This is a genomic window from Halobacteriovorax sp. DPLXC-1 (genome assembly GCF_036903125.1).
Taxonomy (GTDB): Bacteria; Bdellovibrionota; Bacteriovoracia; order Bacteriovoracales; family Bacteriovoracaceae; genus Halobacteriovorax_A; species Halobacteriovorax_A vibrionivorans.
The window spans coordinates 642,548-668,086 of record NZ_JAYMCO010000001.1 but is presented as its reverse complement, the minus strand read 5'-3'; the positions used below and the strand labels follow the sequence as shown (position 1 = coordinate 668,086).

Annotated in this window: 25 protein-coding genes and 1 tRNA gene; 16 read left to right on the top strand and 10 right to left on the bottom strand. The window is 36.3% G+C overall.

Annotated features, from left to right (window positions below; translation table 11 throughout):
- Positions 1-105: 105 nt before the first annotated feature.
- The 3 genes from VCM44_RS03255 to VCM44_RS03245 all read right to left on the bottom strand — a co-directional run bounded on the left by VCM44_RS03255 (position 106) and on the right by VCM44_RS03245 (position 4,322).
- Positions 106-1,236, bottom strand: coding sequence for a hypothetical protein (locus tag VCM44_RS03255; RefSeq protein WP_120405401.1), 1,131 nt, complete (start codon positions 1,234-1,236; stop codon positions 106-108).
- A 141-nt stretch (positions 1,237-1,377) separates the two neighbouring features.
- Positions 1,378-2,913, bottom strand: coding sequence for a lytic transglycosylase domain-containing protein (locus tag VCM44_RS03250; protein WP_334678002.1), 1,536 nt, complete (start codon positions 2,911-2,913; stop codon positions 1,378-1,380).
- 152 nt (positions 2,914-3,065) lie between these two features.
- Positions 3,066-4,322, bottom strand: a complete 1,257-nt coding sequence (locus VCM44_RS03245) for a dicarboxylate/amino acid:cation symporter (RefSeq protein ID WP_334678001.1) — start codon at positions 4,320-4,322, stop codon at positions 3,066-3,068.
- A gap of 47 nt (positions 4,323-4,369) precedes the next feature.
- Here VCM44_RS03245 and VCM44_RS03240 point away from each other — a divergent pair, with 47 nt between their 5' ends.
- Complete coding sequence (locus VCM44_RS03240) at positions 4,370-4,945, top strand: hypothetical protein (RefSeq protein ID WP_334678000.1); 576 nt, start codon at positions 4,370-4,372, stop codon at positions 4,943-4,945.
- Here the strand turns inward: VCM44_RS03240 and VCM44_RS03235 are convergent.
- Positions 4,914-5,723, bottom strand: a complete 810-nt coding sequence (locus VCM44_RS03235) for a hypothetical protein (RefSeq protein WP_334677999.1) — start codon at positions 5,721-5,723, stop codon at positions 4,914-4,916. The genes VCM44_RS03240 and VCM44_RS03235 overlap by 32 nt on opposite strands.
- A gap of 242 nt (positions 5,724-5,965) precedes the next feature.
- Here VCM44_RS03235 and rplU point away from each other — a divergent pair, with 242 nt between their 5' ends.
- The 5 genes from rplU to VCM44_RS03210 all read left to right on the top strand — a co-directional run bounded on the left by rplU (position 5,966) and on the right by VCM44_RS03210 (position 8,601).
- The gene (gene rplU / locus VCM44_RS03230; RefSeq protein WP_114705629.1) at positions 5,966-6,271 is read left to right on the top strand and encodes a 50S ribosomal protein L21; all 306 of its coding nucleotides are present in this window, start codon (positions 5,966-5,968) and stop codon (positions 6,269-6,271) included.
- A 26-nt stretch (positions 6,272-6,297) separates the two neighbouring features.
- Positions 6,298-6,552, top strand: a complete 255-nt coding sequence (gene rpmA / locus VCM44_RS03225) for a 50S ribosomal protein L27 (protein ID WP_114705630.1) — start codon at positions 6,298-6,300, stop codon at positions 6,550-6,552.
- Between the two features lie 103 nt (positions 6,553-6,655).
- Positions 6,656-7,660: a GTPase ObgE gene (gene obgE, locus VCM44_RS03220; protein ID WP_120405406.1), complete on the top strand. Its 1,005-nt coding sequence runs from the start codon at positions 6,656-6,658 to the stop codon at positions 7,658-7,660.
- Positions 7,661-8,122 (top strand): ribosome silencing factor, encoded by a 462-nt coding sequence (gene rsfS / locus VCM44_RS03215; RefSeq protein ID WP_114705632.1) that lies wholly within the window; start codon positions 7,661-7,663, stop codon positions 8,120-8,122.
- A gap of 11 nt (positions 8,123-8,133) precedes the next feature.
- Entirely contained in the window at positions 8,134-8,601 is a 468-nt protein-coding gene (locus tag VCM44_RS03210) for a 23S rRNA (pseudouridine(1915)-N(3))-methyltransferase RlmH (protein WP_334677998.1), read from the top strand.
- Between the two features lie 3 nt (positions 8,602-8,604).
- On the opposite strand, the gene VCM44_RS03205 is transcribed toward VCM44_RS03210, so the two are convergent.
- A complete protein-coding gene (locus VCM44_RS03205) occupies positions 8,605-9,612 on the bottom strand; it encodes a tryptophan--tRNA ligase (RefSeq protein ID WP_334677997.1) in 1,008 nt (335 codons plus the stop codon).
- A gap of 100 nt (positions 9,613-9,712) precedes the next feature.
- The gene (locus tag VCM44_RS03200; protein WP_114705635.1) at positions 9,713-10,015 is read right to left on the bottom strand and encodes a hypothetical protein; all 303 of its coding nucleotides are present in this window, start codon (positions 10,013-10,015) and stop codon (positions 9,713-9,715) included.
- Positions 10,016-10,158: 143 nt separating this feature from the next.
- Between VCM44_RS03200 and VCM44_RS03195 the strand changes: the two genes are divergently transcribed.
- Positions 10,159-10,234 (top strand) — tRNA-Met (locus VCM44_RS03195).
- Positions 10,235-10,709: 475 nt separating this feature from the next.
- The gene (locus VCM44_RS03190; protein ID WP_114705636.1) at positions 10,710-11,939 is read left to right on the top strand and encodes a sensor histidine kinase; all 1,230 of its coding nucleotides are present in this window, start codon (positions 10,710-10,712) and stop codon (positions 11,937-11,939) included.
- Here the strand turns inward: VCM44_RS03190 and VCM44_RS03185 are convergent.
- The 3 genes from VCM44_RS03185 to alaS all read right to left on the bottom strand — a co-directional run bounded on the left by VCM44_RS03185 (position 11,936) and on the right by alaS (position 15,367).
- Positions 11,936-12,235, bottom strand: coding sequence for a hypothetical protein (locus tag VCM44_RS03185; protein ID WP_114705637.1), 300 nt, complete (start codon positions 12,233-12,235; stop codon positions 11,936-11,938). The genes VCM44_RS03190 and VCM44_RS03185 overlap by 4 nt on opposite strands.
- Positions 12,236-12,304: 69 nt before the next feature.
- Positions 12,305-12,658: a hypothetical protein gene (locus VCM44_RS03180; RefSeq protein ID WP_114705638.1), complete on the bottom strand. Its 354-nt coding sequence runs from the start codon at positions 12,656-12,658 to the stop codon at positions 12,305-12,307.
- A gap of 138 nt (positions 12,659-12,796) precedes the next feature.
- Positions 12,797-15,367 carry an alanine--tRNA ligase gene (gene alaS, locus VCM44_RS03175; RefSeq protein WP_334677996.1) on the bottom strand — a complete coding sequence of 857 codons (2,571 nt, stop codon included), beginning with the start codon at positions 15,365-15,367 and terminating at the stop codon, positions 12,797-12,799.
- A 227-nt stretch (positions 15,368-15,594) separates the two neighbouring features.
- Here alaS and VCM44_RS03170 point away from each other — a divergent pair, with 227 nt between their 5' ends.
- The 8 genes from VCM44_RS03170 (at position 15,595) to VCM44_RS03135 (ending at position 23,787) form a co-directional block, all read left to right on the top strand.
- Positions 15,595-17,178 carry a phosphoenolpyruvate carboxykinase (ATP) gene (locus tag VCM44_RS03170; RefSeq protein ID WP_114705640.1) on the top strand — a complete coding sequence of 528 codons (1,584 nt, stop codon included), beginning with the start codon at positions 15,595-15,597 and terminating at the stop codon, positions 17,176-17,178.
- Complete coding sequence (locus tag VCM44_RS03165) at positions 17,178-17,714, top strand: CopD family protein (protein WP_334677995.1); 537 nt, start codon at positions 17,178-17,180, stop codon at positions 17,712-17,714. The genes VCM44_RS03170 and VCM44_RS03165 overlap by 1 nt, the downstream gene beginning before the upstream one ends.
- A complete protein-coding gene (locus VCM44_RS03160; RefSeq protein ID WP_334677994.1) occupies positions 17,714-17,959 on the top strand; it encodes a DUF1653 domain-containing protein in 246 nt (81 codons plus the stop codon). The genes VCM44_RS03165 and VCM44_RS03160 overlap by 1 nt, the downstream gene beginning before the upstream one ends.
- On the top strand, positions 17,956-18,750 hold the full coding sequence (locus VCM44_RS03155; protein WP_334677993.1) for a 2-oxo acid dehydrogenase subunit E2: 795 nt from the start codon (positions 17,956-17,958) through the stop codon (positions 18,748-18,750). The genes VCM44_RS03160 and VCM44_RS03155 overlap by 4 nt, the downstream gene beginning before the upstream one ends.
- A gap of 83 nt (positions 18,751-18,833) precedes the next feature.
- Positions 18,834-20,666, top strand: a complete 1,833-nt coding sequence (locus VCM44_RS03150; RefSeq protein WP_334677992.1) for a phospholipase D-like domain-containing protein — start codon at positions 18,834-18,836, stop codon at positions 20,664-20,666.
- Between the two features lie 89 nt (positions 20,667-20,755).
- Positions 20,756-21,259 carry a hypothetical protein gene (locus VCM44_RS03145; protein WP_334677991.1) on the top strand — a complete coding sequence of 168 codons (504 nt, stop codon included), beginning with the start codon at positions 20,756-20,758 and terminating at the stop codon, positions 21,257-21,259.
- Between the two features lie 90 nt (positions 21,260-21,349).
- The gene (locus VCM44_RS03140) at positions 21,350-22,435 is read left to right on the top strand and encodes a hypothetical protein (RefSeq protein ID WP_334677990.1); all 1,086 of its coding nucleotides are present in this window, start codon (positions 21,350-21,352) and stop codon (positions 22,433-22,435) included.
- Positions 22,435-23,787, top strand: a complete 1,353-nt coding sequence (locus VCM44_RS03135; protein WP_334677989.1) for a hypothetical protein — start codon at positions 22,435-22,437, stop codon at positions 23,785-23,787. Before VCM44_RS03140 ends, VCM44_RS03135 begins: the two co-directional genes overlap by 1 nt.
- Here VCM44_RS03135 and VCM44_RS03130 read toward each other — a convergent pair whose 3' ends face one another.
- Complete coding sequence (locus VCM44_RS03130) at positions 23,788-25,524, bottom strand: ABC-F family ATP-binding cassette domain-containing protein (RefSeq protein WP_334677988.1); 1,737 nt, start codon at positions 25,522-25,524, stop codon at positions 23,788-23,790.
- Positions 25,525-25,539 lie beyond the last annotated feature (15 nt).

The window sequence follows — 25,539 nt, the reverse complement described above, 5'->3', positions numbered from 1 at the left end:
CTGATAAAAAATGTTAGTTATTAAATTTTCAAGGCAGTTGAGATGAATGTCAACACCCCGAAATTGCATAAGAATTAGCATTTACGGGGTGTTTATAGGTTTTTTTTATTTTATTTTTGATTGCACTGCAAGGCCTCTTGCAAGGAATTTTGACGACATCCAGGAATCTACGAATGTTTCATTCTTCACTGCAGACTGCCTAAGAGGTGCGTTAAAACTAAAGAAAATTAAATGATCTTCATTTAAAGACTCTTGTGCGATCTTAGAATCGTCAATTTCTGGACTATAAGAATAATCTCTTAGGATGACGCGCTCTTTTGACTTATTTACATCAAAAGCGTCGAAATTTTTGGCCAAGTTTTTTTTCAGAAGATTGATTTTTTTAGAAATATCTTCTTCTGTACTCTCTTCTTTATCGATGAAAGTAACAAATTTAGCTGTTTGAGCATATCCTTCGCTTTCTGCTTCACCAATCTCACCAATGAAATGTCCCCATTCATGTGTGAATGAAAGTGGAAAAAAGTATGTCTTTTCATCATCAGTAATCTTCTCTTCAAGATCGAGGTGAACATATAGAGAACAAGGTGTTTTAGTACTTTCGCAAAACTCGATAAACTCAGTAGAAAGTGTTTTCTTATCCTTAAATAGGTCTAAGAAGATGGCAGGAGACTCTCCCCAATAGAGGTTCTCACATTCAATAATTAAACCATTCGTTAAGTACACTTTCCAATGGGCCTGATCGATTAACTCTTCAGGAGTTGTACGATAGATTTCTTTAATTCTTAAGCTATAACTATTTTCGCGAATACGCTCTAACAGCCCTTCACTATTGAGTGATGGAAGAAGATCAGTTGGACCAACTTTAATATGTTCATCAATATAACTTTCTTCTCCCCATAAAAGAGGCATTGGCTTTGTACGTGAACCAAAATCATGAAACTTAGAGTCCTTATAAAAGCATGAGCTCAATGGATTAGCTTCTTCAATAATCCCAAGATCACGCAGGACTGAAATATTATTTTCGCCTCTTACAAGAGACGGTCCCATGACTTTAAAATTATCTTCAGTAACTTCTTCTTCAGTTAATAATTTCACTGAAGTTGAGTCCTTTTTATAGAGATGGTCAAAGAGATCCATTGCAAAAATATCATTACCAACAATGAGATTTTTAATGAATACCTTTTCTTCGTTTTTAACTTCGACTTTTTTAAGCTTTAAAATATCGCTATAGGCCATAGTTTGAATTTCCTCGTGTATACGTGTGTTGTGTTCGTGAGGAATACAATAGCTTATTTTTTTTAGAATTAAAATAGCGAAACCACGCATTAGAGCGTGGTTTCAATATGTTTTACTATTTTTTTCTTACATTTTTTGAAATTAGCGAATCACTAGGCGGTCACCTGCACGAATTTGTCTCTTCTTAATGATTTTTAGGTTAGAGACAATTAGTGTATCTAGGCTAACTCCCGTTTTACGAGAAACAGACCAGAGAGAATCTCCTCTTTTCACAGTGTAGAATTGTGATGGATTACTGATCTTTTTCCCTCGTCTCTTAGCGACACGGATACGGTTACGATATTTTCTTTTACGAATGACAGACTTACGAGGTTTATCATATAGGTCCGCATACATATTATCTTTCTTACTTTGCCCGATTCTAAATGGAAGAGTCACATAAGTTCCTCTTGGAACACGAGAGCGGTGAGACTTGTAATTATCATTTAGCCAAGTAAGAACCTTCTTATCTTTGATTTTAAACTTTCTTGCTACATCATCAAGACGAGTTTTACGACCTCTTACACGATACTTTTGAAAGACTTCTTGTGAAGCAATATACTCTTCTTTTTTAGCTGAACAACAATCTGCCCATGCATCTCTTTTTCCAACAGGAACTCGAAGCGTATATGTTTCATGTGTTGGTGGTGTAAACCATCTTTGAATTTCTGGATTTAAATAATGAAGATCATCAAATTCAACATTTAAGTCTTTTGCAATTTTAAATAAATCCGCTCCGCCAGGAACTTGGATTTCTTGAAAATCAAGAGGCTCATGCCAATCAATTTCTTCAAAGCCAAATGACTTTAAGTTTTTACCAATAATGGCCAATGCCATAATTTTTGGAACATAATTCTTTGTCTCAGGCTTTAGGTATCGACCTCTTCTGATCTTCCAAAAGTTTTTTGTTCGATATCTTCTTATCGCTCTCCCCATCTTACCTTCACCTGCATTATAAGATGCAGCGGCAAGCTCCCAAGAACCAAATTGCTTATATAATTTTTTTAAGTATTTTGATGCTGCGATTGAAGACTTAATTGGGTCTCTTCTTTCATCAACATACCAATTTACTTCAAGGCCATAACGACGACCTGTATATGGCATGAACTGCCATGGGCCAACTGCTTTTGCCCAAGACTTTGCTTTTGTTTGAAATCCTGATTCGGCCATTGCTAAAAAGATTAAGTCCTGCGGAAGTCCATTGTCTTTTAGAACTTTAGAGAGGATCGGCGCATATCTTCCGGCCCTTCCTGAATATCTTTGAAAGAAGCCTCGTCCTCTTCCTGTGAAATATTTAATCCACTTCTTAACAGCGGCATTATAAACAACAGGAATATCAAAATAATTATTTTCAAGATTTAAGTGCTCAGCACCATATAAGAAATAAGTTTTGATTTCGTGATTTGCAGGGTGCTCAATAACAGCAGAACCAACAATTTGATCACTAGAAAACTCTGCACCATGTTTTGCAGTTCGAGCAATGATCTTTTCTTCAGAGAAATCAGCACCATCGAGATTCTCATCTTCAGTACTAAATGACTCCGTAATCTCTTTTGGACTTGGAACGTCTTTTTCTGTACTGATGCACGAAAAAAGTAGTTGGCCTAGAACCAGTAACAACAATCCGTTTTTTCTCATTGATCTTCCTTATATGTGTTCAATTCTCTCTTTACGAAAAAGGGCCCCAAAAATGGGGCCCTAATATTTTTTCAAATTGTGGTGTCTGAGTCAACGAGGAAAAGATTTTTTCGAGTTAAGAGCTCTACTAAAATCAATAACTTATATTTTACCTATGAGTTTTTCCTAAGCATCGAGTCAACAACTACTGTCCCCATAGCATCCCCAAAAACGTTCACAGCTGTTCTGAACATGTCCAGTACTCTATCAACTGCTAAAATAAGCCCAATCCCCTCAATAGGCAGTCCTACGGCCGATAGAACGATCGACATCGTAATAAGCCCTGCGCCAGGAATCGCAGCTGCACCAATTGCGGCCAAAGATGCAGTCATAAAGATAATTATTTGATGAGTTATCCCTAATTCAATACCATAGGCCTGTGCAATGAAGATTGCCGCAACTGACTCATATAGCGCAGTTCCGTCCATATTTATTGTCGCTCCTAGTGGTAACACGAACTTAGCAGTGTCTTTATCGACCCCTAAGTTCTCCTCAACATTCATCATTGTAATCGGTAAAGTTGCCGCTGACGATGCAGTTGAGAAGGCCGTAACAATTGCTGGACCAATTCCCTTTAAGACTTCTATAGGTGACATCTTTCCACGAATACTTCCGACAATAAGTAGAAAGATTCCATGGCATAGAAGACCTAGAATAACTGTAAGCATATACTTTGATAGTGAGACAATCGCACTTGTTCCAGACTTTGCAAGTACTCCAGTCATTAGAACAAAGATACCGTAAGGAGCTAATTTCATTACTCCCATTGTAAGTTTATTTGCAAGCTCTTCTAATGCACCTACAAATTTAACAAAAGGCTCACTCTTTTTAGGAATAAATAAAGCTGTCATTCCCATTAGGATTGAAAAGACAATTACTTGTAGAATATTACCTTCAGCAAATGCACCAAATGGATTTGTCGGAATTGCACCTAAGAGAACTTCTTTTATAGAAGCAAAAAGCGAAGCCCAACCTCCAGAATTTCCTGCAACCTTTGATTGCATCGCTTCTGATAATCCTTGAACACCTGCTGAGCCTAAATCTGCACCGATTCCAGGGTTGATAATATTAACAAAAATGATCCCGAATAATACGGCGATACAAGTTGTGAAGAAATAATAAGCAACGGCCCTTACTCCCATTCTTCCAAGAGACTCCGGAGTCCCAAGGTGATACATGGCCATAAAGATAGAAGAGAAAACTAATGGGACAATTACCATTTTTAGTAGGCCAATAAAGGCATCACCAATTGGAGCAATATATTGAACATAAGCTCCTTTCCCAAAATAATGTAGCACTAGCCCTAGAACTAGACCTAAAACCATCGCAATACCGATCTTCTGCGCTTCCTTCTTTGCTGCTGGTTGCATTAAATTCCCCTTTTAAATATAAAAATCTAAATCGTTTAAAATAACGTATGTTCAAAAAAACTCTAAAAAAATTATTAACTAGTTCATATATTCTCTTATCATTTTGCATATTTATCAATACGGCAAAAGCTAAGGTTGAAGAGCCAAATTATAATTTTACCTTTGATAAATTTAAGCCGTTTCATCCCGGACAAAAACTATCGGATATTCAAAAAGAATATAAGGCCATGAGACTTATCAATAATGGCGAAGTAGTAAAAACTTATGAAATACAAATTAGACATCAGAACTATTTCTTTCCAGTTTTTGTTCACATAAAAAACTCGGATAATACTGTCTTAGACTTCTATGCTCGACTACCAAATTACTTTCTTCACAATACTTTTCATCAGTCATTAATTAACCGTTATGGAAAGCAAGACCAATTCCTTAATCGCGATGGAACCTCTGTTTACATTTGGAAAGACGAAGAAAAAAAAAGAGTAACCTATTCAGGAGCTTGTACCATAACATGCTTTCCAATCTATATTCATATGATTGGAAAAGATGAATCTGAAAATCCAAATAATTTTCTAACCCAATTACTTAAGGCTAACTCAACTCCTGGGAAAGATCCGAAATAGCAAATTTATAGCTGTGAAAATTCTTAGCTATAGTGGCCACAACTTGGCGAATTGCTAGCGGCATCCCATTGGCACCAAAGTAAGATGAATGTATGGCCAAGAAGGCCTGTGCATCTTCAAATCTCATTCTAGCTGGTGATGATTTATGAAGAGGGTCAATTTTGATAAATACTTCAGAGTTTTTAAGGCTTACGCTTTCTCTCTTAGAAAATAAGGTTCTGTTTCTTACATCAATAAATACAACTTCACCCTTTACTTCATTCATGCGTCCAAGAACGATTCCTTCCTTAAGTTTTCTTCCCCAGAACCCAGCAATCCCCATTGGGGCAAGGGCCCAAGATAAGTAGCGGTTAATTACTACTCGACACTCATATTCTTTATTTGTGTGACCAAATTCAGGGAATGTTCCCATTAGCCATTCATTTGATGCGAGTGAGAGAACAATCATCGCCATATTCTTATATCGATAAACATTATATCCAGGTTTTTGGACAATACTTTCCATTCCATACTTATCATCTTGGAAGTTTGAACGAATTTGCGAGGCAACCATTGGAGTGGCCTCATCTATCGTTAAAACCTTCGCCATCTGACTCGTTGCTATAGTCTGCTGTGCAGACTCCCCTTCTTTCTCACTTAATTCCGTAAAGTTCATTACCTGTAAGAAGCCTACAACCTCCGGATCAAACTCAGCAACCCTCAATCTGATGTAAATAGGAAGCGATTGCTCCTTAGCAAATTGATAATACGTGTATTTTTCATTACTTACAGATTGCATCTGATACCTCCGTCATCCTAACTTTTCGGCTTTTGAAATATCTTTATGAGCAAATGACTCACTATGACAGGAGCTAGGCAAAAAATCCTCAAAAAGCTGCGTGTAATTGCGTCTAAATGCTTGACAACAGGCCCAATTTTTCATAAAAATCCTAGTTTCATAGAGTTAATATTTCAGTCCGAGGGAAGGAAGTGTTGGAGAAAACCTCTGGCCCCCAAAGATTGCCTTTTATAGGAGAATTTATGTACGGAGTAGTAGAAATTCAAGGTCACCAGTACAGAGTAGAAGCTGGTATGACTATTGACGTTCAGAAGTTAGATCAAGAAGCTGGATCAACTGTAGAATTTGATAAGGTTCTATTTGTTGGTGGTGAGAGTGCAAAAGTTGGTGCTCCAACTGTTGATGGTGCAAAAGTTGTTGCTGAAGTAGTTAGACATGATCGTTCAAGAAAAGTTATCGTTTTCAAAAGAAAGCCAGGTAAATACCAGAAGAAGAACGGACACAGACAACACTTTACAACTTTAAAAATCAAAGAAGTTAAAGCTTAATCAATTATTAATTTTAGGAGTTAAATATGGCACACAAAAAAGCCGGTGGTTCAACAAGTAACGGTCGTGATTCAAACCCGAATATGTACGGTGTTAAGAAATTTGGTGGTGAAGCTGTTGTTCCAGGAAACATCATTGTAAGACAAGCAGGATCTAAATTCCATGCTGGTAAAAACGTTAAAGTAGGAAAGGACTATACTCTTTTTGCAACAAAAGAAGGTAAAGTTCAATTCGGTTTCTACAACAAGAAGAAGCAAATTGTTTCTGTTGTTGAAGCATAAGAATTATTAAATCTTACACTATTAATTAGTTGTAAATATGAAAGGGAGCCTATACATAGTGCTCCCTTTTTTTATATAAACGCTCTATAAAGAGTGAGAAATTATGAAGTTTATTGACGAAGTAAAAATAACAGTAATCTCCGGAAACGGTGGTAACGGATGCGTAAGCTTCCGCCGTGAGAAGTATATCCCATTTGGAGGCCCAGATGGTGGTGACGGTGGAGATGGAGGAAGTGTCTTCTTCGAAGCAGATGAAGGGATGAATACTCTCGTCAACTTTCGTGGAAAGAAAACCTATCGTGCTGAACATGGTCAGCAGGGTGGAGGCCGCCAGATGTGTGGCCCTTTCGGAGACGACCTCACAATCAAAGTACCAGTTGGTACCATTGTTCGATTACAAGAAAATGGTCAGGTCATTGCAGACTTAACTGATCACGGTATGCGAATCAAAGTAGCAGAAGGTGGCCGTGGTGGACTTGGTAACCTACACTTCAAAAGTGCAACAAACCAAGCTCCAAGAAAAGCAACGGCCGGAAAAGAAGGGCAAGAACTTGATGTTGAATTAGAACTTAGACTTCTAGCAGATATCGCATTGGTAGGTTTACCAAATGCTGGTAAATCAACATTAATATCTTCAATTTCAGCGGCAAAACCAAAAGTCGCCGACTACCCTTTTACGACTTTAGAGCCAAACCTAGGTGTTGTTACCCTAGGTGAAGAAGACTCTTTTGTTGTTGCTGATATCCCCGGCCTTATTGAAGATGCTTCTGAAGGAAAGGGACTTGGAATTAAATTCTTAAAACATATAGAAAGAACAAAATCACTTGTTCATCTTGTTGATGTTTCTTGGTGTCTCGATGAATACGAGGCCTTTGAGCAATATGTAATCATTCGCCAAGAACTTGGAAGATATAACGAAGACCTTTTAAATAAGAAAGAAATCGTATGCTTAACAAAAATTGATGCAATGACAGATGAAGAGATCAAGAAGTTTCAAGTCTTTTTTGAAGAACAAATTGATCGCAAGTGCTTACCTATTTCTTCTGTTTCAGGATTAAATATTGATATATTAAAATCACTAATGCTTAAAACGATAAAGGACGAATAAATGTCACAAAACGAGTTTATTAATAAAAATGTTGATGAAATTGCAGATAATAAGGAATTAGAATTTCCATTAAATATTGCAATGGCAAGTGCATGGATTCTAGGAAACTTCAAAGGTATTAACCTTAAAGTTCTTGATATGAGAAAGACAACATCTCTTGCTGATTACTTTGTTCTTGCTTCTGCAACGAACTCTGCAATGGCAAATGCGATGTCTGATGAGATTGGTAAGCAAATGAAGCGCAAGGGGCAAACAATTGTCTCTAAAGAAGGTCTTCACCAGTCAACAGATTGGATTCTTATCGATGCTGGAGATATCATTGTTCACATCTTTGATGAATCATCTCGTGAAGCTTACGATATCGACAATCTATGGTCTGTTCCTTCAGTTGATATTCCAAACGAATATTATTATTCAGATGAAGCAGAATCAACTTCAGGTGATGAAAAAGGTTATTTCTAAACCTTCAAGTTATGAAAGACTTTCATCTCATCGTCATTGGGAAGTTAAAGGATAAGAATCTCATCGCCCTTGAGAACGATTATCACAAACGAATTAACTTCCCAAAACTTCACATCCATGAATGCAAGGGCCACAAAGAAAATATTGATCTCGAATTAAAAGAACTCTTAAATAAAGTTGAATCCATTAAGGCCAAACATGGAAAGCAGCATATTGTTGCACTTACTGAACATGGAAAAACCTTAACAAGTGATAAGCTTAGCCAATATGTTTATGAAACGATGGAAAATAAACAGTGTGGAATTTCTTTTCTAATTGGTGGAGCAGCTGGCTTTCCTAGAGAGTTTTTAAAAACTGTTGATTACCAACTATCACTCTCCCCTATGACTTTTCCACATAAGATTGCACGTCTAGTTTTTGTTGAGCAACTTTATCGTGCTCAAACAATTAAACAAGATCATCCTTATCATAAAAATTAAATCTTAGTTTGAAACACCAATTGCTTTTTTAATGCGACGTAGATTCTCTTGAGCAATAGGACGTATCTTAGCAGCACCATCAGCTAAAATTTTATCAATCTGAGACTTATCTGCCATTAATGCATCATACTTCTCACGCATTGGTTTTAGCTCACGATTAACAACCTCAAAGAGTTCAAGCTTGGCATAACCCCAGCCAATTCCTTCTTGGTATCTTTTTGCAAGTGCATCTTGCTCTTCTCTTGTTGCAAAGAACTTATAGATATCAAAAATTAGAGAATCATCTGGATTCTTAGGTGCCTCTGGAGGTGTCGAATCAGTAGTGATCTTATTAATCATTTTCTTAAGCTTCTTCTCTGGAATGAAACATGGAATATGATTATTATAAGACTTACTCATCTTACGTCCATCAAGGCCAGGTAGTAACTTATTCTCTTCTTTGCTAACAATTGCTTCAGGAAGAGTTAGAATATCACCATATTTATGATTAAAGCTTGAAGCGATATCACGTGCGATTTCAATATGCTGAAGTTGATCTTCACCAACAGGAACATACTTAGTATTCATGAAAAGAATGTCAGCGGCCATTAATACAGGATAAGAAAATAGTCCCATATTAATTCCATAATCCTCATCGCGTTTTTCTTCTGCGTTCTTATCCTTCTTTGCCTTGTAAGCATGTGCTCGATTCATTAATCCTTTCGATGCAAAACAAGAGATAATCCAGTTGAGTTCAGTAATCTCTGGAATATCACTTTGCTTGTAAAGAACGGCCTTTTCTGGATCAAGGCCAGCTGCTAACCAAGTAGCGGCAACTTCATAAATGTCACTTCGAAGCTGCTCACCATCGTGAACTGTAATAAGAGAATGATAATCAGCAATAAAGAAGTATCCTTCCATATCAGAGTTTTTCACATTTTCTATTGCTGGTTTAATAGCACCAATGAAGTTACCTAGGTGTGGCATTCCCGTTGGCTTTACACCAGTCAAACAAATCTTCTCATTACTCATTCTCAAGCCTATTGATAAAAGTTCACAGTCATTTATAGCTAATTATTAGACAAAAAAAAAGGGCCTAAGGCCCTTTCTTATATTCAGAAATTTTTTATTCTTAATTATCGTATTTAACAACAGATGATGATTCCATCAATTCTGTTAATGCTTCAATAGCAAATTCTAAAGCCTGATCGCCATAAGGGATAGAAGAGTCTTGGTGACAAAAACGAGATTGCTTAACAAGTGAAGCACACAAGCGCATTGTTTCGGCCGTTCCATCAAAGAAGTCGGCTTCGTCTTCCGTTGTAATAATATGTGCCATTAGCATATTGATTGTTTTGATAGCTCGAAGTTGCGCTGGAGTAAGCTCTGTTGTATCGATATCAATAGTTAGCTTACTGTGGTTTTGCATTTCCATTGTTTAATCTCCAAAAAATTTATTTTTTCACATCCCTCATACATAGTTCATATCGGTAGCAACTCAAGGAATTTTAGTAATTTATGTCTGACAATTTTAATTTGACATAAGGAGCTTTCGATAATATATTGATTTTACTTTGTCGCGGGGTGGAGCAGTTGGTAGCTCGTCGGGCTCATAACCCGAAGGTCATAGGTTCGAATCCTATCCCCGCAACCAATTCATAATTAAAAGACACCAACTAAATAGTTGGTTTTTTTGTTTCTGGGGAACCTATTGACCTTCGGGCAGGCCCTCAGGCTGGACCCTCCTTAAGGTCGGCTCCAGAGGTATCGAATCCTATCCCCGCAACCAATTCCAAACAAATTCACAAATATATCGATACCAACTTAAATGTTGGTTTTTTTGTTTGCGGCCATCTGCAGGAGCAGATGACGCAATTCAACCCAGCGAGTCCCACGATGGGACGAGTCGGGTAACAAGTTGTGCATACTCTACATTTCTCTTTATTGAATGCTTATCTATGCAAAACTTCACTGTAAAGAATCGATTCTAAGTATTATCTATAAGTTATACATTAAAACTTTAACTATCCTAAATAAAAGTAGTTAAGCGACTGAATTTAAAGACTTTTTACCGTAAATAAATTTCAATAAGGCTAGATAATTCAAGGAAATTAAGTTAGTGTCCCGCAATGAATTTCAACACAGACAAAGAGAATAAGATTGAGGGATTCCTACTCATGGCAACAATGCTCATGGTGGGAATAAGCTATCTCTATTACTTCATATATTTTCCACATATAATTTTTGAAGTTGTTTCAAAAGAGATGTTTTATTCGATAGCTGCTCTACAGTTTATTGTTTTCATCCTTGCTAAGATTTTAAAGCTTGATCATTTAGAGAAATTCACATGTGTTATTCCATCAATCTTAATGATGAATCTATTGATCTTTTCATTTGGAGGATTGAATTCTCCAGGTGTTCTTTGGATTACTGGTACCCCAATCTTTATGGGCGTCTTCTATAAAAGAACAGGTATGCTAACGGGACTTTTTGTCATGTTGTGTGTCTTCACATTCTTTCTAGTATTCGACTACCATATTTTAGAGTTGGTTAGGCCATTAACATCAATTGAATACAAGTCTTTACTTCGCTCAAATATTATTCAATTTTCAGCGTTAACAACCGTTTATTTCTCTTTTTATATTTGGCTTGAATCAAATCATCGAACGCGTCTTATATATACAAATAAGCAATTGGACACTCTTTTACATGTTGTCCTACACGACTTATCTAATCCAATTACGATTCTAAAACTTAAGATAAAAAACTTATCTAGGAAGCATGATCTTGGGATGAAGTCGGAGCAACAAATTAATAATTCATTTAGTAAAATCGAAGAGATCATTAAGTCTGTTCGTACTTTTCAACTTGATACAGATAACCTAACTTTTCAAAAAGCTGAGATCTCACCTGACTTCATTCATAGTTACTCTAAGAGATTTTTTGAAAGTCATAATACAAAAAACCTTAAGCTACATTTTGATATTGATACTAATAAATCATTCCTATGTGAAAAAAGAGTTCTGACGGATCATATCCTTGGACATGTATTAACTAACGCCATCAAATTTAGTCATGATGGCCAGGATATTTTAATTAAAGTCTATAATGATACACAAAAGCTATATATTGACGTTATCGATAAGGGTGTTGGTATACCTAAGAATTTAATTAAAGATATTTTTAAGTTTGATAAGAAGTCAAAGCGCATTGGTACACATGGTGAATCAGGAACGGGCTATGGACTTCCTATTGTTAAATACTTTACTGATTATTCAAATGGGCGTGTAGCAATTTCATCAGAGCATAAGATTGGAACTAGAGTTTCCCTTGCCTTTAATCTTGCTAAGAAGTCTTAGTGGAGACCGGCAGGAGGAAGCATTAGTAACTCTTGCCAATGGGCCAGATGCTTTAATCCACTTTCATTTAGAAGGTGCTTATCTTCGAGCAATTCACGGTAGCAATTTATCCAAGTTTCAATTATCTTCTCAACGACTTCAACAGGAATAACTTTCGCTTCAATAAGAGGAGCATCCACATGTCTCAGAGACGAAAAATAAAAGATATCATTCACACGTGAGCGATTATTTGTACAATACTCAAGTGCTGTAAATACCTTTTGAATATATGAATGTGAATAATTGAAACTTCCCATAATTAACTCCATCTCTATCTTCCCAGCTCTTCGGAGTTGGGTAAAGAAAAAGTTAATTATGAACAAGTTTTATGCAGATATTTGATTGAAACGTTCAATGGCAATATTGAAACGATCCTTTAAGAGTTTTAAGCGTATTTCATTTTTTTCAGGGAAACGACTAATCCCCTTACTTAACAAAGTAATTTCGGCCTGAACGTAGCGCTTCTTTAATTTTGTGCCACGTACACCCTTTAATTTTCCAAGATAATTTATATTGGAAGAAGTCATATCGTTCATTTTTAGAATGATTGATTTTTCGACGACTTCACGACTTTGCTCAATTTCTGCTGATTGCAAGTGTCTTTCAATCAACTCAAGTTGCATAGTTAAACGGCGAATTTCTCTCGAAAGAGAGTCTGTAGGTAATTTCTTAGTAGTCACGTCTTACACTCCATAATCAAAAAGACATAAACTTTATACCCTAGAACAGGTTCTAAGTTATTGAAGATTGTAAGAATGATTAACGTGTTAGGATTTTAGACAATGATTGGCCTAGTTAATGAACTAGGCCAATTTTCATTATAATGATTCAATAAATTCAATAACTTGTGTTCCTGAGTTAACATCAGGAGCACCACCTTGGGCGAAATTTGGGCGTCCACCACCACGTCCAGAGACTGGCTCTAGGATCTTCTTTAAGAAGTCACCGGCTTTCACATCTGAGTTAGACCAAACAAATGACTTCATCCCTTTGTCATCTTTTGTTAAAAGACAGATTAATTGATAGTCGCCTTTATTAATTAGGTTATCACCGACTTCTTTTACGGCCTTAGCGTCTGCTTCCATAGTTGCAGCAAATAACTTGAAGCCTTCGTAATCACGTTTTACTTCTTTTTTAAATTCAGTTGATCCACCTTGTGCAGCTTTTGCTTGTGCTTCTTTGATTTTCTTTTTCATCTCAGAGCGCAGATCTTTGATACGGGCAGGAACTTCAGTCGGTTTAGTACTTAGCTCTTTGGCCGCAGCATTTAATAATGCCGATCTTTCCTGCATAACTTTAATTGCAGCAGATCCAGTAACCGCTTCAATACGACGGATTCCTTTAGCTACAGATGTTTCCGAAGTGATAACAAATAAACCAATATCACCTGTGCGGCCAACGTGAGTTCCCCCACAAAGTTCAACACTATCTTTTCCAAAGGCAATAACTCGAACATCACTATCGTATTTCTCACCAAATAGTGCCATCGCTCCACTATCAATTGCTTCTTCATATGAACAAAGCTTTGTGGTACGTGAATCATTTTGCATAATCCACTTATTAACAAGGGCCTCAACTTTGATTAATTCTTCATTTGAAACAGCTTGTGGGTTTTGAAAATCAAAACGTAATCGATCAGCTGTAACCATTGAACCTTTTTGAATTGCATGCTTTCCAATTACTTCGTGAAGAGCTGAATGAAGCAAGTGAGTCGCAGAGTGATTTCTCATTGAAGCTTTGCGATTATCTTCATTAACAATTAATTCAATTTTTTCACCAGTTTCAATTTCACCAGAGATAACTTTAGCAACGTGAACATGAACATTCTTAACTTTCATCGTATCGAGAATTTGTAACTCACCCGTTGCAGTTCTAGCAGTTCCAATATCACCGGCCTGTCCACCTGACTCACCGTAAAAAGGCGTGTGCTTTGTTGCAAAGTATGTAGTTTCATCGTCACGATATATCTTTAAAATTTCACTATCTGTTTCTAGAGAATCGTATCCAGTGAACTCTGTATCATCGACTTCGATAAACTCAAGCTCAATTCTTTCTTGATCTGCTGCCACCCCGCCTTTTCTCGAAATAACTCGAGAAGCTTTTCGATGGGCCTCATAACATTCGTTATATTCAATTTCAGCAAACTCGATATTCTTTGAAGCAAGCTCTGCCTTAATTACTTCTAAAGGAAGCCCATGAGTCGTCACAAGCTCAAATGCTACATGACCAGGAAATAGCTCTTTAGATTTAGGATTCGTTGAAAGCTCCTCTTCAATTTTCTTAAGGCCATTTTCAACAATAGGAACAAATTCATTAATTTCTTGTTCCATATTATAGATGATTGCTTCACGAGCAGACTTAAGCTGTGGATAGTAATCACCGAGCATCTCAATTGTTTTTTGAATATGCTTTTTAAAGACTGGTTTTACGCCTCTTGAAATACAGGCCGCAACACACTTTCTAATTAAACGTCTTGGAATATAACCTTGACCTTCGTTTCCTGGCATAATCCCTTCACCAAGGATCATAATACTTGCACGCATATGATCAGAGATCATACGCTCTGTTTGAACATCAGTATTTTTGCCTAATAACTCTTTTGAAAGTTGCATTAGAGGAGCGAGAAGATCTGTTTCATATACTGAGTCACAACCATTCATAACCATAGCAAGTCTTTCAAGACCAGAACCTGTATCGACAGACTTGAGAGGAAGTGGCTCAAAGGTACCATCCTTCTTCTTATTAAGCTCCATGAAGACACCAGCATTCCATATTTCAATATAGCGACTTACATCATCAAAATGTCCACCTGGTTTATATTCAGGGCCATATTCAGCACCAGTATCATAGAAAACTTCTGTACATGGCCCACAAGGTCCATGGTCCCCAGCTGGTCCCCAGAAATTATCATCACCTAGAACAACAATATGATCTTCAGGAACACCGCACTTTTTCCATGCTTCAATTGACTCCGTATCTGGCTTAATACCAAGGTCTTCATTTCCACCATAAACAGTGAAATATAGGCGTTTTGGATCAAAGTCCAATTCATCAACAAGTAGGTCATATGCAAGCTTACATGCTTTATCTTTGTAATAATCACCAATTGACCACGACCCTAGCATTTCAAAGATTGTTAAGTGATGGCGATCTCCAACATCATCAATATCTTTAGTTCTAATACAAGGTTGATAATTTGCTAGCCTTGGTGATGGTGGCGTTTCTTTTCCAAGAAAGTAATTCTTTAATGGCGCCATACCTGAATTTATAAAAAGCAGTGTCGGATCATTTTGAGGAACGATCGATGAAGCACCGATTTTTAAATGGTCCATCTTTTCAAAGTATTCTAAAAATTTCTCTCTAATTTCTCGAGACGAAAGTGGCTGCATAATTTTTCTTCCTTATATTTCTTTGCCAGTATTACTACTCGCATCATTCATTATGTGTATAAGTCCCCAAAATATACTATAAAATCGAGCTTCCGACTACTTCTAGCGTTAAAAAATATGACCAGATTTAGGATAAAAACTATTATCAATGTGGGTTAAAAAGCATATATTTATACCAAAGAAGAAAGAAACAACATGTGCGCAATATTACGAACAGGAGATGATGTATGACTCAATTTTATGCAGACATGGGAATTAACATGGAGCGCCCAAACAATAGAATATTTGTGGACTCACCACGTAGTTTTTTAATCCAAGAAACAGTTGCTCGTGGCATTGGAAAACTTACTAAAGATGGAGCACTTGTTGTCGAGACAGGAAAGCATACGGGACGAAGCGCTAATGACCGCTATATCGTTCGCGATGAAGTTACAGAAAACACTATTTGGTGGGAAAATAACTTCAAAGAAATGACACCTGATACTTTTGCTAAGCTAAAGAGTCATATCATCAACTACCTAAATCAAGATCGTGACCTATTTATTACAGAAAGAAGTGTTGGAGCTGATGAAGTACACAATCTTGGAGCAAGACTTGTGACAACAAATCCAAATCATGCACTTTTCTCAACTCACTTATTTAGAGATAAGGTTAGAGACTTTAATGAAAATGATTTTACAATTCTTCACGCACCAGAATTACAACTAGACCCAAATGAGTTTGGTCTTCGTTCTGAAACTGCTGTTGTTACTTGCTTAAAATCAAAACTAACAATTATTGCAGGTACTCTTTATGCAGGTGAAATCAAAAAGAGTATGTTTGCGGCCATGAACTACCTTCTGCCAGAATCAAATATTATGCCGACTCACTCAGGTGCTTCACGTCTTGAAAATGGTGAAGTTTCAGTATTCTTTGGTCTATCTGGAACAGGGAAAACAACTCTTTCAACTGATGAAGGAACATTCCTAATCGGTGATGATGAACACGGAATTAGTGAAGCAGGTACATTCAACTTTGAAGGTGGTTGTTACGCAAAAACATATAAGCTTTCTAAAGAAGGTGAACCTGAAATCTATAAAGCTTCTAATCGTTTTGGTTCATTACTTGAAAACGTTATTCTTGATGAGAATACAGGACTTGTTGATTTTTATGACAAGACTCTTTCAGAGAATGGACGTGCATCATATCCTCTAGAATTCATCGAAGAATTAGAAACATCTTCACGTGGAGATATTCCTAAGCATGTATTCTTCCTATCTGCTGATGCATTTGGTGTTCTTCCGCCAGTGGCAAAGCTTACAAAAGAACAAGCAATGTTCTACTTTGTACTAGGTTACACTGCAAAGCTAGCAGGTACAGAAATCGGTGTAAAAGAGCCAACAGCTACTTTCTCATCATGCTTTGGTGCACCTTTCATGCTTCGCCACCCAAGTGAGTACGCAAAACTTCTAGGTGAATATATTGATAAATTAGGATTTAACGTTTGGATGGTTAACACTGGTTGGACTGGTGGTGCATACGGTACTGGACAACGTTTCCCACTTAATATCACAAGACAGATTATTAGAAATATTCAAGCAAATAATCTTGATAAAGTAGAAACAGAGCAAGATCCAATCTTTGGTCTACATATTCCAAAGATGGTTGGAGAAATTCCAAGCACGATTCTAAATCCACAGAAGTCTTGGGAAGATCAAGAAGCTTATACAAAGAAAGCTCAAGAACTTGCTGATAGCTTTCATAAGCAAATGAGTACATTTGGGAATTTCTATGAAGAAAATATCTCAGGTGCTCCAACATTTGGAAAGTAATGACTTACGAGTATCTAAAAGCTTTCCATTTAATTAGTATTGTTTGTTGGTTTGCAGGACTTTTTTATATTGTTCGCCTCTTTATTTATCATACTGAGGCACAAGACAAGTCACAAACTGAACGCGATATTTTAAGTGCACAATTTAAAATTATGTCACGTAGGCTATGGTATGGAATTACTTGGCCTGCGTGTATATTTACAATTATTTTTGGTTTAGCATTAGTTTATACGACTTATTGGCCATTAACAGGATACTACTGGCTTCACTTAAAACTGACTCTTGTACTCTTACTTTTAGTCTATCAATTTAAGTGTCATCGTATTTATAAAGAGCTACAAAATAATATTTTTAAGCATTCTAGTTCTTTTCTTCGTATCTGGAATGAAGTGGCCACTCTCTTCCTCTTTGCCATTGTCTTTCTTGCAGTATTAAAAACACTACAAGGAATCTTTTATGGAATTGGAGCGATAGTAAGTCTTGCAGTGATTCTTATGATGGCCATTAAATTTTATCGTAAAGTGAGGAAAGATTAATGAAAGACATTGTTAAGGGTGGACTATACCAACACTACAAAGGAATGAATTATATCGTACACGATACAGTGAGACATTCTGAAACACTTGAAGAATTAGTTTACTATGAATGTCTTTATGAAAACGATCTTGGAAAACTTTGGGTTAGACCAAAAGAGATGTTTTTAGAAACTGTTGTCATCGATGGTGTTGAGACACCACGCTTTAAATATATTGGTGATCAAAAGGGCAATTCCCGCCTATGAAACATATTAAGCTTAAGAAGGTAAAGCGCCTGTCTTCGTGGAGAAAAGTTTCCATCAATACTTGGAAAATGCCTGTTGACCCATCGACTTATGGACTTCTTAAGTTTAATGCCAAAAACTTTGAAAGCTTTGCAAAAGAAAATGGAGTTACACCAACTCACTTATTTACAAAAGTCATCGCACAAGTGTTTCATGAAAATCCTGAGATAAATCGAATCGTAAGAGGTGCAAATCTCTACCAACGAGAAAGTGTCGATATCTTCTTACAAGTATCTGTCGATCACAAAGGACATGATCTTTCTGGAGCGATTATTCGAGATGCCGACAAGAAGTCAGTATTTGAAATAAGAAAAGAGCTCATGGAAAGTGCTCAAAATATTAGAGACAATAAAGATAAGTCTTTTAAAAAAGTAAAAAAGATTGTCTCTCTCATTCCTAATTTCTTAACTCGTCCCCTTCTCTATTTACTTGATCTTGCAATGTATCGATTCAATTTCTACTCACCGCTATTTGGTGTAAAGAATGACCCGTTTGGCTCATGTATGATTACAAGTGTCGGAAATTTTGGTGCCGAGTTTGCATTTGCTCCTATCCCAACGATATCTCATGTACCAATAGTTCTGAGCTTATTTAAAGTTAAAGATGAGCCTATTGTAGAAGATGACAAGGTCATCATACAGAAAACACTTAGCGTTGGTGTAACTCTAGATCACCGAATTATTGATGGAGTTTATGCTAGTCGAATTATTGCAGGCATTAAAAAATATGTCGAAAGTCCACAACTACTTTAAATTACATCTGTCTTCACAATAGACGGCCTAGTAGAATTTTCAAGATTCAATAAAAAACCATGAGACACACTTAAACTATATCTATGTTTAAAAAGAGTCTCATTCTATTAAGCTTAGCTTCGTCAGTAATGGCCCAGATCCCTTTTGGCGATACTCCTTATGTTATCGATCTTTCTTCTAGTGAAAGAGATAATTACATATACGAAAAAGACTCTTACGGACGTCTACAAAACTCACAATGGTATGAACTAAATTGGTATAAACTTCAAACTGATTTTAAAATAGATATTGATAAATATATTGAATTCTATAATGGCCAAACTTTTAATGAGGCGAAAATCAACTATTATTCTCAATTTGATTTTTCAAAAGAAGAAAGATTCCATTTAACAGATACTAGACCTCTTAGAGAATGGGGATTCTTAAACCATCCACCATTACTTGAAAAACTAGATAATTTATCGAAGTTCTCAAAGAACTATCACCAAATTGATTATAAGAACTTAAATCATAGATTTTTCACTGAAAGCTTTAACAAGAAAATGGATAAAGTTTCAAAGTCTGAATTGAGCTTTGGAAATCAGATAGAAGTTCTAGAAAATACAAATTCATATCAGAGAAAATTAAGTCTAATCAAAAATGCTAAAGATGAGATCCTTATGTCATCGTTAAGCTTTGTCTGTGATTCATCTGTAAAGGTTCTTGTTAGCGAACTTATTAAAGCAAAGAACAGAGGCGTTGAAGTTTATGCAATGGATGACAGTATGATGTCTAAGCTCCTTGGTCATAGTGAATGCCCAAAGAGACTTAAAAAAGCCGGAGTACAATTCATCAGAGCAAATGATTTTTGGCGCCATGAGGGAAGAACAGTTTATCACCACAAGAAATTGATTATAGATGGAGAGATCGCAATAGTTGGAGGACAAAATCAACTCAATGCAGATAATCTCTCAATGGGAACAGACTTTAAAAACAAAGATATCGATATTCTCATAGAGGGACCGATGGTTACTGATATTGCTATTGGCTTTTTAAAAGACTGGCAATATTTTAAAAAGAAGAAAACACGCCCAATTAGAGACCACAAAAGGCGTATTGTAAGGTACACAGGAAAAGATATTCACAATCTCTCTCAAAAGCTTAGTATGTATGAAGCGAAAAGAGATGAAGAAAGATTACTTCAAAAACGTGGCCAAGAGTATTACAGAGAAATTCTTAATGATTCAGATAGAAGAATGAAAGGAGTATGTCGCTTCATTCAACAATCACCATATGAGAATCAAAGAAATATTGGAGAGGCTTATCTCCTGGCACTGGATAATACAAAGAACTACCTAGGTATTATGGACCCAATTCGAACAGACACATACTACCCTTCTGTTCTTAAGGATGCTCCATTTATTGAGAAGCTCGATTCATTTAAAATGTTTAACAAACTCCATTTTAAAATTAAGGCCCTACAAGAGAGAGGGCTACCAGTTGACTTCATTACAACAGGAACAGATATGACTGGTAATGAGATCATCGACTTCAAAAATCAAGAAATAAGAAAGTTATTAGAAGATTATGATTTATCTGAAAAAAAACGAAATAAGAAAATAAAAAAGAAAGTCAAAAGTATTGATAAGTGGAATGACTATTTTGGAGTTGCACACTTTAATAATCTAATTAATGACTACGCAAAATATGATACAACGAACGTATGGCTTCATTTAAGCTTTCTTCATTCAAAAGTATTCTATTTTGATCGCATTTTATCAAGTATTGGAAGCTATAACTTTCAACATAATGCCACAGACCACTCTTATGAAAATACAATCCTTTGCCTTGATGAGCAGCTTAATAAAGAGCTAGACGAGGTTTTTGTAAGGGATATGGCCAACTCTGTTCCTCTTAAATTTAATAAAATCAAATAATATCCGATAAATTAGTCGTACTAATACTTTCATGGGTGGAAAGGATGAATAGATTAAGGATATTATTTATTATAGGATTATATTTTTCTATGTTTTCAACGAGCGTCTCAGCAATGACTATCGACCTCGGGAGAAGCTTCTTTCCTAAAAAAGACATTATTATCGATGCAGATTCACCAAATGAGATCACTGTTAAATACAAACTACGATACTATATCAGTGACGGCTGTGCTTACGATATTGTGACATCTTACAAGCTTGGAGGATGCCCTCGAAAAAAATATAAGACCTATGAAGAAGATAGTAAGTATATTTTAAAAATCGACAAATCAAGTGCTAAAAGTGGCCATGGTGCCCAGGTTCTACGTCTTTCTGTAAAACAAAAAGAGCGCGGCTCTTTCGATATTATTCCAGTTGTTGAAATCTTAGAAGGAAATGAGGATGCCATATCTCATGATGACCCATGGTTTGGAGCAGCTGAAGTTAAATTAAAGTCAAGAGATCGTGTTGTAAACGAAACAAGAGAAAACCTCAAAAAATCACCCCAACAATACAGCGGTGAGAAGGCCAGAGAAACGGCAATAAGCCAATAATATTAAAAACTTACATTCCGACAACTCCTCTCAAGTTCTGTCTAACTCCTTCCGATAAGCCAAGGGAGTATTAGAGAGAAGGAACTAATTGTGAAGAGACAAAATTCAAGAAATCGACTGAGGTTTGCTAACGTCATCTCAAAGATTAGCGTACTTAGTTGTATATTAATTTCCCAAGTAACAAGTGCAAATAGCAGTACTGACTTCATTCAACAAATTGTTGATGGACATTCATATAGAAAAGAGAATGTACACGGTAGTCAAATTAATGTTCTTGAATCAACTGCATATCAAAGAAACTATTATCTTCACTTAAGAAAGCTCTTACAAAATAGAATCATTCAAGTAGTAAGTCCTTATATTGAAGAACAAAATCAACTAGCGGCTCTTATTGAAAGTGGTAATGCTACTCAAGAACAAAGATCGAGACTCGCACAAATTGAGCAAAAAATAGAGTCTATCAAAAGTAGAGACTACGTATTAAATCTACACCAAGAAATCAAAGAGTATGAAGATCAGAATATGGATTATTATTGTTACGATAATCAAAAAACGACACTAAGGCTCATGAAAGGTGAAGACTTTGATGTGCGTTGTATTGATAATCAAAGTGCACAAAGAATCGTAGATGTTGCAACTAATGATCCTCAAAAGGCTAACGAGATAAGTGTAGAGACATCATCTGGTAAAGCTCCTCAACCAGAAGGAAGGCTTTATTTCTGTTATCAAAGAGATAAAAGCATTCTTACAAAATCAAAGAGCTGTAATCCTAAAAAAGTCAGATTAACTGATGATGAACTTGAAAAAGTTGGTAAGTCGAATTGTTATCCAATTAATCAAAACTATACGTATAACGAAGCAGATGGCTTCACACCAATTGCTAGGCTATATTCTCGATGTCGTGATGAGATTTGTACAAATGCAACAGATCAAATAGACTTCGAAGACTTTCAAATGATTTCATTCTCACAAAACCAAGCTGGTCAATGCTTAAATGACAATAGTGAGTCTAGAGTTTGTGCACAAACTTATACATGCCAAAACAAAACATACCAAGTTACTTGTCAATTTGATGATGAAAAACCAGTTGATAATAACAAATGTAATGTTCAATCAATTAATGAAGATACAATTATGAATAAATGTACAATTGTTGAATTAGGAACGGAGGTGTAATGATGAAATGGTTAATCGCATCTCTGTTATTTATCAATACAACATTGGCCCTAACTGTACCTAAGGTTTACAACACAGGTAAGCTTATAAACGTAACTAAGGACCATTACTTAATACAAACTAAATCAAAGAAAATGATTAAGGTAAAACCATTTTTGAAAAAACCAAAAATTGGTGTTCAAATTAGTTATCCGGTTTCAAACACTGAAATCAAGGTTGATAAAGGCTTTATCCAACAACACGCCTTGAAAATGTTGTCACAAGAAGAATACACGTCTGACATTATAGAAGCTTATCTACAAACCTTATCTGATATATCAAAGAACGGGTTATACAAACAAGAAAGTACTACTGGTTCAATGTATTCATCATTGTTCTTAGATATGTTAGCTCCTAAACTTTGTGCTCATGAGAGTAGTTGCGATAATATGTGCTACTTTGGAGGTTGGGCATCAACGAGAAAAGGAGGCTACTGCCAGGCTCCTTGGAAAACAAAGAATGATGCAAAAGTGAAAGCTGTTGATAATGAAGTATATTCAAGAGACTACAGCTGTGGTGGTAAGAACCGTTTTCGTTGTAACCCAAAGATCTTCGGTCCATATGACTCTAGCTTAGATCCGGTACAAATGGTTGATACAAGTGATTCGAAAAGAAACTCTGCCGCAGGTATATGTATAAAGGTCAGAGGCTCATATAAGTATGCAACAGCACAATGTTTAGAGGCTTCGTCAAAGATACCAAATTTCAAAGAAGCACTTAGAGAACGCTATAATAACAATAAAGGAACATTTGAGCGCATTATTGATAACGTAAATTGTTTCTGTGATGCTCAAAAGACTGATAAGAGAGAGTTTAGTTGTAACGCTCTTAGATCGCGTTTATCAAAAATCTTTGAAGAAGAAAAAGAAGTTGTAGAAGTTGCTCCTGAAGTAGAAGAAGTTCAAGAAGCGCAGGAAGTTGTCACACCTGCGATAAAGGCGATCCCACCACCTAGAGGTGATAAATCAATTCCAATTCCTCGTGATGATGACGGAAAAGAAGAATTCGTACTTGATGAGCAAGAGGAAGAGCCTCTTCCTGAAGATCTTATCTACTATAATTGTAACTTCACTGATACAAAGAATCTTTTTGAAGGAAAGAATGCTCAATGTGCAAATAAGGGTGTTTGCTTAAAGAAAGTAACTTGTGAATCTTATTCAAAAGAGAAAAAGCAATACGATATTAAAGCAAAAATACTAGCATATTGTTCATGTGATGAGAGTGATGCCACAGAATGTGCTAATGCTATAGCAGATAAAGCAGTTGTGACTGAGAAGGATAATTCTCAAAGCACTGAATCAACACAACAATAATTACAATAATTCTAATAATTCATCTATTTTTGCATTAACTAGCTCGAGCTCATGGCCCGCGCTAGTTATTGCATCGGTATCACCTGCTGCTGAAGCATTTTGGATCTTTTCTTCTAACACAGATTGATACTTCTCTAGAGTTTCAATCTGGGCCATAACTTCTTCCTCGCGATACTTATTTCCGCTAGAAGTCTCTTGTGTTTTTTCTGGCTTTTTCTCTTTTTCAACGGCCTTCTTTTCTTTCTTTGTCTGAGGAGTTTCCTCCCATCCAATCTTTTCTAAGAATTCATCGTATGTACCTTCAAAGAACTCCGCCCCATCCTGTCTAAAAATAACAAGCTTATTTACACATGACCTAAGTAGATCCTCATTATGGGTTACGATCAGACATGCGCCGTCGTATTCATTAATAGCTTCACCTAGAGAGTCAATACTCTCCATATCCAAGTGATTTGTTGGCTCATCTAAAAAGAGCAGGTTCGTTTTCTGGGCCAAGATCTTCCCAAGCATTACTCTGGCCTTTTCTCCCCCTGATAAAACAGAAATCTTCTTATCAGAATCCTCTCCAGTAAACAGCATTGTTCCCGCAATTGCTTTTACTCTAGTGATATTTAGATCAGTATTTACTTCCTGAATCTCTTGAGTAATTGAATTGTCAGGGTGCAGCCTTTGGACATTAGTTTGACCAAAGTGACCTAGAGCAAGACTTGGATGCTCCCAAATCTCTCCTGTGCGCTCCTTTAGCTCGTGGGATAAAACATTTAATAGTGTCGACTTCCCTTTTCCATTTTTTCCAATAATTCCAATACGATCTTCACGATCGACTTCAAAAGTCACACCTGAAAATAAGTTCTCTTCAGTGTAGCCGAAACTTAGATTCTTAACTTTCATAATCTGCTTTCCAGGACATGGAGTATGATTAAAAGAAAAGTCTAAATCAGCGATCTTATCAAGTTGCTGCATATCCTGCATTTTCTCAATGGCCTTAAGTCGAGACTGGGCCTGAGAAGCACCCCTTGCACTTACGCGGTATTTATCCACGTAATCCATCATATGCTTTATCTTCTTTTCTTGATTTATACGCGTTTGCTCGTAAACAATTTCATCTTGTTCCAATTGCTCATAATATTTCTTTGTTTGACCTTTTATTTTTCGAAGCTTTCCACGATGAACACCCATCGTATGTGTTGTCACTGAATCCATAAATGAACGGTCGTGAGTGATGAGAATAACTTCTCCGTTAAAAGACTTGAGAAATGACCTTAGCCATTGGAGGGAGACAATATCGAGGTAATTTGTAGGCTCATCTAAGAGCAAACAATTGGGTTCAGTTAATAAAGTTTTCACTAAATTGATACGAATCTGGTATCCACCGGAAAAACTTTGGGGATCTTTTTCAAAATCTTCATCTGAAAAACCAAGCCCTGTAAGTAATTTCTCCGCTCGATAAGTCTCATATTTAAACTCTGGGCCTAAAGCAGACATACACTCATCCACAACACTTTTGTGAGTGAAGTGAATATGCTGATCTAAGGTACCGATTTTATAAGACTTTGGTATCTTCACATCACCACTATCATAGGGCTCGACGCCAGTGATGATTTTAAACAAAGTCGATTTACCTGTTCCATTTCTACCAACTAGGCCGATTATTTCACCACTTCCAAGAGAAAACGTCACTTCTTCAAAAAGCGTTCGGCCACCAAAAGATTTAGTTACATTTACAAGCTGAATCATATATATTGTGTAACA